We start from the raw sequence: 12,250 nt of genomic DNA on the forward strand, positions 1-12,250 counted from the left end.
GGCGCGGCGCGCGGGCCCCCGCGCGCGCGGGCGCGGGGGGGGGGGGGCGGCCCGGCCCGCCCCCCCCCCCCCCCCCCCCCCCCCCCCCCCCCCCCCCCCCCCCCCCCCCCGCTCCCGGGCTTCCCGGTGACGGGAGGGAACCGCATCCGAACTGAATGAATGACAAGCATTAAGAATTTTCAATGTCGGCACAGCGGGTGTGTCCGAGGGGTAACGTGCGGTAGCCGTGCCCAGGTGGTGCCTGCGGGCTGGAGGAGGCCCGCGGCAGGCCCGGCCGCGGCGATCGTCTGTCGCTCATCAAGGCCAAGAGGAGCTGAACGCCCATGCCGAAACCGCAGGAACCGGCGATCCGCAGCGACATCCCGCATTCGGCCCGGATCTGGAACTACTGGATGGGCGGCAAGGACAATTACCAGGTCGACCGCACCGTCGGAGAAGCGTGCCTGGAGATCGACCCGGACATCTCCACCATGGCCGTCCAGTCACGCCAGTTCCTCATCCGCGCCGTGCGCCACCTGGCCGACGAGGCCGGCAGCCGCCAGTTCCTCGACATCGGTACCGGTCTGCCCACCATGCAGAACACACATGAGGTCGCACAGGGCGCGGCACCGGAGTCCAGGGTCGTCTACGTCGACAACGATCCACTGGTACTCGCCCATGCCCGGGCGTTGCTGACCAACACCTCCGACGAGGGAGTCACGAGCTACATCAACTCCGACTTCCACGACCCGGAGCAGATCGTCGCCGACGCCCGGAACGTTCTGAACTTCACCCAGCCGATCACCGTCATGTTCATGGGGGTGCTCGGCCATGCCGACACCCACGAGGACATGCTGCGCGTCGTGCGCACCGTCATGGACGCGGTGCCCTCGGGCAGTCACCTGGTCCTGTGGGACGGCTCCGTCGACAGCCAGGCGTATGTCACCCTCTGCGAGGAATACGCGAAGACCGGCGGGGCTCCCTACAACCCGCGCACCCAGGATCAGATCCGCGCCGCCTTCGACGGATTCGAGTTCGTCGCCCCGGGCTTCGTCCCCATCACCGAGTGGCGGCCGCAGTCCACCGAGATCGGGGAGCGGCCGCGGATCGCCGCATACGGCGGAGTCGCCCGCAAACCGTGAGTGCGCCGCATGCCGGAGGGCCGGGGGCGCGGCGGGCTCACCCGTGAGCAGGCGCTCCCGTCCGCGACCCCGGCCCTCCTGCACGGCCCCCCGGGATCAGCTGCCGAACTCCCCCGTCACACGGGTCCGGACGCCGTGCCGGCCGACGCAGTCGGCCCGGGGCTCTCCGCGGTTGCGGCCTCGTCGGTGTGCTGCGGTGCCCTCAACAGGCACGCGATACTCAGCGCGCACATGGCGACGAGCAGCACGATGACCGGGACGATGCTGTCGGTCGCCTGGAACATCAGCGTCGAGACCACCGGTGAGAGGCCGCCGAACAGCGCGCCGGCCACCTGGTAGGTCACCGAGATGCTGGTGTAGCGCGCCTGAGGGCCGAACATCTGAGCCAGGACCGCGGCCACCGGACCGTACGTCGCCGCCATGACCAGCCGCATAGCGGCGAAGACCAGGAAGATCAGCACCGTCGAGTCCGAGGAGACCACCAGGAACTGCGGTGCGGCCAGCACGGCCACCGCGGCCAGACCCCAGATGACCACACGGACGCGCCCGACCTTGTCGCCCAGCCATGCGACTCCCAGCGTCGCGATCAGCTCGACGACCGCCGCGACGCTCAGTGCGTTGAGCACCACCGTCTTCGAGAGCCCCACTGCCGGATCGGTGGCGTACGCGGTGATGAAGGTGGTCACCAGGTAGTAGCCGCCCACCGCGATGGGAAGCGTGCCGATGCCCAGCAGGATGGGCTTCCAGTTCGTCTTGAGCGCGTACGTCAGCGGCAGGCCCCCGTCGGGCTCCGGCTCGGCCTCGAAGACCGGCGACTCCTCGATCTTCAGGCGGATGAGGACGCCGATGACGATGAGCACCGCCGACAGCAGGAACGGCACCCGCCACGCCCACTCCTCGAGAGCGTCGTCGCCGAAGGTGGACAGCAGGCTGAACAGGCCGGTGGACAGCAGGGCTCCGGCCGGGTTGCCGAGCTGTGCGAAGCCTCCGTAGAAGGTCTTCTTCTCCTCCGGTGCGTGTTCGACGGCCATCAGGACGGCGCCGCCCCATTCGCCCCCGACCGCGATGCCCTGCACGAAGCGGAGAAGGACGAGCAGGAGGGGGGCGAACACCCCGATGCCGGCGTAGGTGGGCAGCAGGCCGACGAGGAACGTCGCGGCGCCCATCATGGTCAGGGTGATCACCAGCGCGCTGCGTCTGCCGAACCGGTCGCCGATGTGGCCGAAGACGACACCGCCGAGCGGCCGCGCGAAGAATCCGACCGCGTACGTGGCGAACGCCGCGGCGATTCCGGTGAGCCGGTCCGTCCCCTCGGGGAAGAAGATCCGGCCGAAGACGAGGGACGCGGCGGTGGCGTAGACATAGAAGTCGTACCACTCGATGGTGGTGCCGACGAACGCGGCGATACCCGCCTTGCGCGCTCTGCGGGTTTGAGCGTGTTCCGTCACGGCTGCCCCTCGGTCGGTGTGGCTGTGGTGGAGTGCTGGAGCGCGCCGTCGACCCACGTCTGGAGGACGTCGATCGCGGCGATGGACTCCGGGGCGACGGCGAGTGGATCGGCGTCCAGGACGGTGAAGTCGGCCAGTTTGCCCGGGGTGATGCTGCCGAGTTCGTGCTCGCGGCCCAGGGCGCGGGCGCCGCCGAGCGTGTGCGCGGCGAGCGCGTCGGCTGCCGGGATCCGCAGGGAGGCGTCGCCCAGCCGGTGCCCACGCCGGGTGACACGGGTGACGGCTGCCTGGAGCGCCTCCAGCGGCTTCGGCTCCGCCACGGGCGCGTCCGAGCTGAGTGCCACGGGTACTTCGGCCGCCAGGAACTCGCCGAGCGGGTTGAACCGCTCGCCGGGGGTGCCGATCGCATCGGTGACGCCTTCGCCCCAGTTGTAGTAGTGCTGGGTCTGGTTGACCGGGTGGATGCCCAACCGGTGCATGCGCTTGATCTGTTCCACGGTGGGCAGCCCGCAGTGCTCGATCCGGTGCCGCGCATCGGACCGGGGGTGGCGCTCCTGTGCGGCCTCGACGGCGTCGAGCACCATCTCTATCGCGTCGGGCGACTGCGCATGGGTCGCTGTCTGGAGTCCCACGGAGTGCGCCCTGTCGATGAGTTCCCGGTACGCCCCCGGTTCGTGGTAGAGCTGCCCGGTGCGGCACGGGTCCCCGACGTAGCCGTCGGGGAAGTAGGCCGTCCAGCCGCCGAGGGTGCCGTCGGCGTAGAACTTGATCCCCGCGAAGGAGAGCCGGGCGTTGCCGAAAGCGCCGTGCATCCCGGTTTCGATCACGTGGTCCAGCAGATGGCTCAGCAGGTACATGCCGACGCGGGTGCGCAGCTCGCCGCCGTCGGCCAGCCGCAGATAGGTGTCGAATTCGCGCCGGGTCACCTGGCAGTCCCCGACCGTCGTCACACCGCCTGCCAGGAACCGCTCCTGTGCGGCGCGCAGCTGCCGCAGATGCTCCTCGGGCTCGTCCCCCAGGTGGAAGTTCGGCCCGTGGCGGCCCACCTTGACGCCGCCGACACCGGTGAGGATGTTGCAGGCGGCATCGGAGATCTCCCCGGTCAGCTCCCCGCCGGCGTCCCGGAAGAAGGTGCCGCCCTCCGGATCAGGCGTGCCCCGGGTGACGCCGTGCCGGGCCAGGGTGCGGCTGTTGACGACGCCACCGTGGCCGCTGGCGTTCATCAGATACACCTCGCGGTCGGTGCTGACCCGGTCCAGCTCCTCCTTGGTGGGGTGGCGGCGCTCGGCGAGGTTGCGGTGCTCGTAGCCGTAGCCGCGCACCGGCCGACCGGGCGGCAGGGAGTCGGCCGCCGTGCGCAGCAGGGCGATGAGGCCCGGGATGTCGGACGCCTTGTCCGGCCCGCAGTCGACCCAGCTCATCATCTGGCCGTACATCAGGGGATGGGCGTGCGGATCGACGAAGCCGGGGACCACGACGGCGCCGCCGAGATCCACCTCCACGGCCGGCCGGCCGATCCGCGCGGCCTCGGCCCGGCACTCCTCGACGGTGCCGACGGCGCCGAACCGGTTCCCGTGCACGAGAAACGCCTCGGCCCCTTCGGTACCGGGGTCGACGGTGCGCAGGGTGGCGCTGGTGAAAAGGGTGACAGTCGCGTCCAGGACCGATGTCTCCTGGTGGCGCAGTGCGCGCATGTGATTCCTCGTGCCGGGGTCGGGGTGGCGTTTCGGTGACCGGCACCGTAGATCCGCCCACTCTCGGCAGCAATACCAGGTGCGCTGCCGTGCGCAGGTTCAGCAGCGTTTCTGTCGCCCATAGGCCCTGATTTTCGGCTGATCAGTTTCCAAGAGTCGCGCTAGCCGTAAACTTGTCCCTGCGAAAGTACGGAATCACTCTGTAAAGATTGGGTCTCGGACGCTCATGAGCGACGATCTGGACGCACAGCTCATCGCCGCGCTCCAGCAGGACGGCAGGGCGAGCTACAGCGAGCTTGCCGCCCGGGTGGGAGCGCCGCGGACGGCGGTCTCGGCGCGGGTGCAGGCCCTGCTCGGATCCGGGGCCGTGGAGATCGTCGCCGTGGCACATCCCCAGCTGCTCGGGCTCACCACGCTCGCGCACGTCTCCGTCGCCGTGTCGGGTCCGGCCGACGAGGTGGTCGGCGCACTGTGCGCCACGGACGCGTCCGTCTTCGTCTCCGCCGTCAGCGGCGCCTACGACCTCGTCGCGGAGCTGCGCGTCTCCAGCGACCGCGAACTGTACGACGCGCTCGCCCACCTCCGCGCACAGCCCCGGGTACGAGCGGTCAACACGCTCCTCTACACCGACGTCGTCACGTCGGTCTTCATGCCGCAGGGGCCGCTCCGCAGCGACGTACACGTCGACGAAACCGATCTGCGGCTCATCGAACTGCTGGAGCGCGACGGCCGCATGCCGTTCGTCGAACTGGCCCACCGCGTCGGCATGTCGCCCAGTGCCGCGCGCGCCCGGGTCAGCCGGCTCGTCACCAGCCGCGCCCTGCACGTGGCCGCCGTGGTGCGCCGGGGTGCGGGCAGTGGCAGACCGGCCCTCGGCGCGGGATTGAACCTCGGAGGCAACGACGAGCATGTGACCGCCTTCCTCGCCGCGCTGCCCGGAGTGGAGTTCGTCGCCCGCACCGTGGGCCGCTTCGACCTGGTGATCACGCTCGGCGCCGACTCGACGACCCGCCTGCACCACATCACCGAGCAGCTCAAGGCCCTCGACGAGGTGCGCGGCCTGACCACCTGGGCGCATCTGGAGGTGTTCAAGGAGCACTACTCGCGGGGCATCGCGAGGACATCGCCGTAGCAGCGCCCCCCGGGAGGGGCGCCGCCCCGATCCCCGCCCCGCCGCCGCGGCAGTCGGGCGGGGCGGTTAGGCCGCCGGGGGAACGGCGGGGATCCACTGCTCGGCAGCGGCGCAGGCGTTGCATGGCCTGCGGGGAGCCCTGTGTCCGCCGGTGCCGCGGGCGATGACCTGTACTGGTCACGTGCTGGACGGTGGACTCGCGCCAGGCGATGCCCAGGCGACTCCGTTTCGCCCTGTTTGTCACGTATCGGACGCCGTGGCGCCGCGGGCGCCTATGGTTGGTAAAGGGCGCGGGCGCGCGCCAGGTCGGCACCCCCGGCCCGGTCGAGGCTGAGGAAGTAGTTCGTCTGCCATGCCTGGGCGCTGCGGGCCTGCCGGTTCGTCGTGGTCACCCACGGCGGATAGACGCGGAAGCCGCGCTTCCCGCCGACGCCGTCGCGGGAGATGATGTTGCGCTCGGAGAGCACCTCGCGCGGGAACACGAACTGCCCGAAGCCTTCGTCGCGGCTGCTGATGACGAAAAGGTCAACCCCGTCGTCGGTGTCGAAGGGGCGGATCGGCCCCTCATCGGACCGCTGCCACACGGTGACGAACTGGCCCACCTTCGTCGGGGTGGTCCTGGCCGCGCGGAACCGGACCGAGCGGTCGTCGAGCGTGAACGCGCAAGCCGCGTACTCGGCGCTCTCGGGTTCGGTCACCGGCAGCGAGCAGGCGAAACCGCTCGGGTCGTACACCAGCGCCTTCGCTGCCAGCAGGTCACCGTGAAGCCCCGTCCACGGCTGATTCGTCACCATGACGCCATCCTGTCATCGCACGCGCGCGTACTGCTCCGGACCCTCCTGGCCGGCCTTTCGACCGGCGGCCGCGAACCCGGTGTCCCCTTCCCGGCGGAACCCGGGAGCTGAAGCCCGTCTCCGCCGGGCGGCGGGCATCAGCGCCGGGAAACGGGAGGCTCTGCGAGGTCCGGCTGCGGGCTCTGCGTCGTCCGGCCCTCCGGGAATTGGCTGCAACTTGTGGCAAGTGGGCCGACCCGGGACTGCGGCGGCCGAGAGAGTCCTCGGGCGGGGAGCGGCCGCCGATGCTGGTGGCCCGGCCGGCACGGTGGTGTTGCCACTCGACGGGAGGGTGGGTGAGTACCGGGCCCGTCCCCGGGGCTGGAGGCGGGGGACGGGCTGCTGCCCATGACCGGTACTGCGGGCGGTGTGTGGTCGAGTCGGTGGGTGACTCAGGGGAGAGCGAGCACTCCTGCGGCTGCCGTGGCCACTGGTCGGTTCGGGGACGGAGACGTCGCGCACTCGCCGGTCGACGGGCGGCCAGTGACGCACTGTCCGGGGGAGGTTGAGGCGGCCCCGGAGGAGCGGTGACTGCACCGTCCGGACGGGGCGGACGATACGCACGACTGTCCGGAGCGCACCGGTCGCAGGGGCCCGCCGCCGGCGCGGGGACCACCGACGGGCACCACGCCACGATCACCGTCGCCTCGGAACACCCCCGCTCGCCCTCCCACATCCGGCCGACGAGCTGCGCGATCGGCCGAATAACGCCAGGTCAGCCGGGTATCGGGTCGCTTGACGGCGGTGAGTCCACCGTCGTCGTCAGGTGGCGCGACGGCGGGCGAACGGCGGAGGCCGGAGCTGGGTGCAGAACTCGTTACCGAAAGCATTTCGAGCGGCCTCTTGCGCATGGGCAGAGCGATGGCCCATATTCATGCAACGCAACCCGGTCAACTCGTGTTGATTGTCGTTGCGGCCTATCAACTCGTGTTGAAAGCTGGACTGAGATGGTCACTCGCCGCGACGTAGCGCGCCTGGCAGGCACCTCGGAGGCATTGGTCAGCTACGTGCTCAACGGCGGCCCGCGCAGGGTCGCACCTCCTACGCGTGAGCGGATCCTCGCGGCCATTGACCGGCTCGGCTACCGCCCCAACGCGGTGGCTCGGTCGCTGAAGACCTCCCGGACGATGACCATCGGGCTCGTCGTACCCGACAACTCCAACCCGTTCTTCGCCGAGCTGGCACGCGTGATCGAAGACGTCGGCTTCGCCTCCGGCTACACGATGCTGCTGGGCAACGCGATGGGCGACGACGCCCGCGAGGCGGCGTACATCCGGACCCTGCTCGACCGGCAGGTCGACGGACTCATCGTGGTACCGGCACACGGCCCGCGCAGTTGGACCACCGACTTGTCCGAGCAGGCCGTGCCTCGGCTCGTGCTCGACCGCGAGCTGGAACTGCCGGGCGCGACGTACGTCCTCACCGACAACGAGGACGGCGGATACCAGGCCACCACCCACCTGCTCGGCCATGGCAGGCAGCGGATCGGCTGCATCGCCGGGGTCGAAGGCATTCATCCGACGGTCGACCGCGCAGCCGGCTGGCACCGCGCTCTCACCGATGCCGGAGTGGATCCGGCGGGTTGCCCGTTGGTACACGTGCCATTCGGACGGGCCGACGGGTACCGGGCCGGCCGACGTATGCTCGCGGGCACGCAGCGTCCCGACGCTCTTTTCGTCGCCAGCGACGAGCAGGCCATCGGTGTGCTGCGGGCCGCCGCCGAACTGGGCGTGCGGGTTCCCGACGATGTGGCGGTCTGCGCTTTCGACGGCATCGACGGCAGCGCCTACACGGTGCCCGCGCTGACCACGATGCGTCAGCCCTTCGATGAGCTGGGCCGCTCGGCCGTCGAGTGGTTGCTGGCCAAGATCGCCGATCCCGAGCTGCCGACGCAGCGGATCACCCACACCACCACGCTCGTCGCCCGCGGCTCCTGTGGCTGTCCCGACCCGGCCGGCGGCGACTCGACGATCGGCCAGCGCTTATACCGGCTGAACCGGGCGGCAGGCACCCCCGACTCGGATTCAGGTCCGGGCGCCTCTGCGCGGCTCCCCCCTCCGCATGTGGGCTGACCAGACAACTTCCTCGGTGCGACGGTCTTCAGCGACGCGGTGGCTCACGGTTCGCGGCGCGGCAACCCGTCCCGCGAGCTTCCCGCTCGTGAGCCCGAGCAGCACCGGCCCTACCTGTCGGCCCCACTCACCGAGCCGACACAAACCTGTCTGACGCAATGACGCGAAGAAAGGCACACCCATGTACAACTACACTGCGCGCCGGCCCCGCTCCGCCATCGCCGCCGTCGCCGCCGTCTCCCTGATGGCTGTGGTGGCCGGCTGCGGCCGGGGCGAGCAGAGTTCCGGTGACAAGGACAAGGGCGACGTACGCATCGCCATCGTCACCCGCAACTTCACCAACCCCTACTGGGCGGCGCTGCGCGACGGCGCGTTGGCCGAGGGCAAGAAGCAGGGCGTCAAGGTGGAGGTCCAGGCGGGCGCGTCGGAGACCGACAGCACCGGGGAGAACGCCAAGTTGTCCACGCTGGCCAAGCAGAACTACAACTGCTTCGGCGTGGTGCCGGTGAACGCCACCAACGTGATCACCCCGCTGGTGCCGGTGGCACGGAAGAAGATCCCGATACTGAACCTGGACACCCGAATCGACCCGAAGGCCTCGAAGAAGGCGGGCGTGTCCTACGCATCGTTCATCGGCTCGGACAACCTGTCCGCGGGGAAGAAGGCCGGGAAGGCGCTGCTGAAGCGGATGGGCGGCAAGGGCGAGGTGGCCATCCTGCAGGGCATCGCCGGTGAGCAGAACGGCATCAATCGCCACAAGGGCTTCTCGCAGGAGGTGGACGGCAAGCTGAAGATCGTGGCCGCTCAGCCCGCCGACTACGACCAGGCCAAGGCGCAGACGGTCACCGAGAGCATTCTCAAGGCGCACCCGAAGATCACCGGGATCTTCGCCGCCAACGACACCATGGGGCTGGGCGCCGCGCAGGCAGTGCGCAACGCCGGGTTGACCGACAAGGTGTCCATCATCTCGGTGGACGGCATCACCGCCGCGCTGAAGGCAGTGAAGGCCGGCAAGCTCAGCGGCACCATCTCGCAGTACCCCTACGCCGAGGGCCAACTGGCCGTGCAGGCATGCATCAACAAGATCCGCCACAAGACCGTGCCCAAGCGGATCGTCGCCCCGATCGCGCTGGTCGACTCGAGCAACGCGGACAAGGCGCTCCGCTCCTTCCCGCAGCCGTTCGAGCCGTTCGCCAACCCGCTGGCCTCGGCCGGGAAGTGAGTTGATCATGGCAGACACCCAGGCGCCGGGACGGCTCGGCGTAAACCTCTCGGTCGCGGCAGCGGCGCGGTTCGCTGCCCCGATCGGACTGGGCTTGGTGTTCCTCGCGTTCTTCATCGCCACCCCGGACTTCCTCACGACGTCCAACATCAGCGACCTGCTGGTGTCTGCCTCGATCCTGTTGGTGCTTGCCATGGGACAGCAGCTCGTGGTCACCACGGCGGGCATCGACCTGTCGGTGGGGTCCAATCTGCCCTGGTCGGCGGCGGTTCTCGGGTACGCCTACACCCACGGCTGGGGGCTGCCCGTGGCGGTGTCGCTGGCGCTTCTGGCAGGGCTGGCGGTGGGCGTGATGAACGGCCTGCTGGTGGCTCGGCTGAACATGACCGACTTCATCGTCACGCTCGGCTCGCTGTCCGTGGTCAGCGGACTTACCCTGCTGCTGACCAGCGGCAACACCATTCCGGTGAACTCGGATTTCCTGCGCGGTCTGGCGATCGACGGGATCGGTCCGGTGCGCTGGTTCTGGGTGCTGGCCTTCCTGGTGGCCGCGCTGGTGGGCTTCCTGCTGTTCCGCACCCGCACCGGCACCTACCTGCTGTCCACCGGCGGCAACATCGACGCCGCGCGGGGGGCGGGTATCCATGTCGACCGCATGCGGTTGATCGCCTATGCCAGCTCCGGTCTGGCCTGCGGGATCGCTGCCGTGCTGTTCGTGGCCCGCACCGGCGGCTCCGACCCCAGCCTGCAGACCGACCTGCTGCTCAGCTCCATCGCCGCGGTGGTGCTCGGCGGGTCCAGCCTGTTCGGGGGGAAGGCATCCGTGCTCGGCTCGCTGGCGGGTGCGTTGCTGCTGCAGAGCCTGATCAACGGTTTCACCCTGCTGGGCATCTCTCAGTACTACCAACCCGTCGCGGTGGGTGTCGTCGTGCTCGGTGCGGCCTTCATCTCCCGGTTCCAGAAGTAGAGGCGAACATGACGGACACTCCGGCCCGCGTCGCGGGCGAACCCTCCACCTCGGGCTCGGCCGCCCCGACCGGCCCACCGCTCGTCGAGATCAGCGGGTTGCGCAAGTCCTTCGGCGCGGTGCACGCGCTGCGGGGAGTGGATCTGACACTGGCCGACGGCGAGGTCACCGCGCTGCTGGGCGACAACGGTGCGGGCAAGTCCACCCTGGTGCGCTGCCTGACAGGCGTACACCCGCCGGACACCGGTCAGATCCTGTTCCGCGGTGAGCCGATCCAGCTCAGCTCACCGGACGACGCCCGGCATCTGGGCATCGAGACCGTATACCAGACCCTCGGGCTGATCGAGGACCTGTCGGTATGGCAGAACCTGTACCTGAACCGCGAGTTGACCACCGGATTCGGCCCGTTCCGGGTGCTGGACAAGAAGTCCATGATCGCCCATAGCGGGGACATCCTGTCCCGGCTGGACGTGAATGTGCCGAACGTACGGGCCACGGTGCGGCGGATGTCCGGCGGTCAGCGGCAGAGCATCGCCATCGCCCGGGCGGCGAACTGGGGCAAGACTCTGGTCATCATGGACGAGCCGACTGCCGCGTTGGGTGTGCGGGAGACGGCGGCCGTGGAGGAGCTGATCCGCCGGCTCCGGGACGCGGCGGTGACCGTGCTGTTGATCAGCCACGACATGGCCCAGGTACTGCGGGTGGCGGACACCGCGTACGTGCTTCGCCGAGGGCAGACCGCCGCCCGGCGGACCGTCGCCGACACCACCGGCGACGAGTTGGTCGGGCTGATCACCGGGGCCGTCGAAGGAGCCGCGCATGGATGAGCCCCGCTCGCCGCTCGTCGCGGTGATCGGCTCGGTGAACATCGACCACGTCGTGGTGGCCGACGCCTTCCCGTCTCCCGGACAGACCATCCTCGGTCGGACCGCGCAGGTCACGCTCGGTGGCAAGGGAGCCAACCAGGCAGTGGCGGCCGCGTCGGCAGGAGTGCGGACCGCGATGATCGCCCGGGTCGGCGACGACGCCGAGGCGGACAAGGCCCGTGCCGGGCTGGCCGCCAGAGGGGTGGACGTGCAGGGGGTGGCCACGGTGCCCGGCGCGGAGACCGGCACCGCGTGGATCACCGTGGCGGCCCGTGACAACGCCATCATCGTGGTCCCCGGGGCCAACTTCCAGTGGCCGTCCGAGGGCGACTGCACCGATGGCGCCGGCGCGGAGGCGTCGGTCGTGCTGGCCCAGTTGGAGATCCCGTTGGGTGTGGTGCAGCGCGCGGCGGTCGCCTGCCGGGGGCGGTTCCTGCTCAACGCTGCCCCGGCCGCCGAGTTGCCGCAGGAGTTGCTCTCCCGCTGCGACGTGCTCATCGTGAACGAGCACGAGCAGGCAGCGGTCTCCGGGCAGTCCGATCCGGAGCATGCGAAGGAACCGGCCGCCGTGCGGAGGGCGCACGCCGCACTGCGCGGCCGGGGTGCCAAGGCGGTGGTCACCACACTCGGAGGGGCGGGCGCGATCATCACCGATACGGACGGCACCACCACCGCGCTACCGGCCATCCCCGCCACCGTTGTGGACACCACCGGCGCCGGCGACGCGTTCGCCGGGGTGTTCGCCGCCCGACTGGCCGCCGGTGACGCGCTCTTGGAGGCCGCTCGGCTGGGCATCGCTGCCGGCTCCCTGGCGGTGCGCGTGCCCGGCGCCCAACAGCAACACGCCGACCTGGACACTCTGCGAGCCATCGCCGCCACCATGGGAAAGGACTGA

Annotated in this window: 10 protein-coding genes; 7 read left to right on the forward strand and 3 right to left on the reverse strand. The window is 70.1% G+C overall.

Going from position 1 to position 12,250, the window contains the following annotated elements; translation table 11 throughout:
- The first annotated feature begins 323 nt into the window (after positions 1–323).
- Complete coding sequence (locus ACFYNS_RS12185; RefSeq protein WP_360295635.1) at positions 324–1,121, forward strand: SAM-dependent methyltransferase; 798 nt, start codon at positions 324–326, stop codon at positions 1,119–1,121.
- A gap of 116 nt (positions 1,122–1,237) precedes the next feature.
- Here the strand turns inward: ACFYNS_RS12185 and ACFYNS_RS12190 are convergent, their stop codons facing one another.
- A complete protein-coding gene (locus ACFYNS_RS12190; protein WP_360295632.1) occupies positions 1,238–2,569 on the reverse strand; it encodes an MFS transporter in 1,332 nt (443 codons plus the stop codon).
- Positions 2,566–4,263, reverse strand: coding sequence for an amidohydrolase (locus tag ACFYNS_RS12195; protein ID WP_360295630.1), 1,698 nt, complete (start codon positions 4,261–4,263; stop codon positions 2,566–2,568). Before ACFYNS_RS12195 ends, ACFYNS_RS12190 begins: the two co-directional genes overlap by 4 nt.
- A gap of 226 nt (positions 4,264–4,489) precedes the next feature.
- Between ACFYNS_RS12195 and ACFYNS_RS12200 the strand changes: the two genes are divergently transcribed.
- On the forward strand, positions 4,490–5,395 hold the full coding sequence (locus ACFYNS_RS12200) for an Lrp/AsnC family transcriptional regulator (protein ID WP_360295627.1): 906 nt from the start codon (positions 4,490–4,492) through the stop codon (positions 5,393–5,395).
- A 272-nt stretch (positions 5,396–5,667) separates the two neighbouring features.
- Here the strand turns inward: ACFYNS_RS12200 and ACFYNS_RS12205 are convergent, their stop codons facing one another.
- The gene (locus ACFYNS_RS12205; protein ID WP_360295625.1) at positions 5,668–6,189 is read right to left on the reverse strand and encodes a MepB family protein; all 522 of its coding nucleotides are present in this window, start codon (positions 6,187–6,189) and stop codon (positions 5,668–5,670) included.
- A 986-nt stretch (positions 6,190–7,175) separates the two neighbouring features.
- On the opposite strand from ACFYNS_RS12205, the gene ACFYNS_RS12210 reads away from it, so the two are divergent.
- The 5 genes from ACFYNS_RS12210 to ACFYNS_RS12230 all read left to right on the forward strand — a co-directional run bounded on the left by ACFYNS_RS12210 (position 7,176) and on the right by ACFYNS_RS12230 (position 12,250).
- Complete coding sequence (locus tag ACFYNS_RS12210) at positions 7,176–8,300, forward strand: LacI family DNA-binding transcriptional regulator (RefSeq protein WP_360295622.1); 1,125 nt, start codon at positions 7,176–7,178, stop codon at positions 8,298–8,300.
- Between the two features lie 181 nt (positions 8,301–8,481).
- Positions 8,482–9,522 carry a substrate-binding domain-containing protein gene (locus ACFYNS_RS12215; RefSeq protein WP_360295620.1) on the forward strand — a complete coding sequence of 347 codons (1,041 nt, stop codon included), beginning with the start codon at positions 8,482–8,484 and terminating at the stop codon, positions 9,520–9,522.
- 7 nt (positions 9,523–9,529) lie between these two features.
- A complete protein-coding gene (locus ACFYNS_RS12220) occupies positions 9,530–10,489 on the forward strand; it encodes an ABC transporter permease (RefSeq protein WP_360295617.1) in 960 nt (319 codons plus the stop codon).
- An 8-nt stretch (positions 10,490–10,497) separates the two neighbouring features.
- Entirely contained in the window at positions 10,498–11,316 is an 819-nt protein-coding gene (locus ACFYNS_RS12225; RefSeq protein WP_360295614.1) for an ATP-binding cassette domain-containing protein, read from the forward strand.
- Entirely contained in the window at positions 11,309–12,250 is a 942-nt protein-coding gene (locus ACFYNS_RS12230) for a ribokinase (RefSeq protein ID WP_388602420.1), read from the forward strand. The genes ACFYNS_RS12225 and ACFYNS_RS12230 overlap by 8 nt, the downstream gene beginning before the upstream one ends.

Origin of the sequence: Streptomyces sp. NPDC006925 (assembly GCF_042869575.1) — a bacterium.
GTDB lineage: Bacteria > Actinomycetota > Actinomycetes > Streptomycetales > Streptomycetaceae > Streptomyces.

What these genes read in the sequence shown, in the direction of transcription:
- ACFYNS_RS12185 (WP_360295635.1), top strand. Translation starts at nt 324, where the DNA reads ATGCCGAAACCGCAGGAACCGGCGATCCGCAGCGACATCCCGCATTCG.
- ACFYNS_RS12195 (WP_360295630.1), bottom strand. Translation starts at nt 4,263, where the DNA reads ATGCGCGCACTGCGCCACCAGGAGACATCGGTCCTGGACGCGACTGTC.
- ACFYNS_RS12200 (WP_360295627.1), top strand. Translation starts at nt 4,490, where the DNA reads ATGAGCGACGATCTGGACGCACAGCTCATCGCCGCGCTCCAGCAGGAC.
- ACFYNS_RS12205 (WP_360295625.1), bottom strand. Translation starts at nt 6,189, where the DNA reads ATGGTGACGAATCAGCCGTGGACGGGGCTTCACGGTGACCTGCTGGCA.
- ACFYNS_RS12210 (WP_360295622.1), top strand. Translation starts at nt 7,176, where the DNA reads ATGGTCACTCGCCGCGACGTAGCGCGCCTGGCAGGCACCTCGGAGGCA.
- ACFYNS_RS12215 (WP_360295620.1), top strand. Translation starts at nt 8,482, where the DNA reads ATGTACAACTACACTGCGCGCCGGCCCCGCTCCGCCATCGCCGCCGTC.
- ACFYNS_RS12220 (WP_360295617.1), top strand. Translation starts at nt 9,530, where the DNA reads ATGGCAGACACCCAGGCGCCGGGACGGCTCGGCGTAAACCTCTCGGTC.
- ACFYNS_RS12225 (WP_360295614.1), top strand. Translation starts at nt 10,498, where the DNA reads ATGACGGACACTCCGGCCCGCGTCGCGGGCGAACCCTCCACCTCGGGC.
- ACFYNS_RS12230 (WP_388602420.1), top strand. Translation starts at nt 11,309, where the DNA reads ATGGATGAGCCCCGCTCGCCGCTCGTCGCGGTGATCGGCTCGGTGAAC.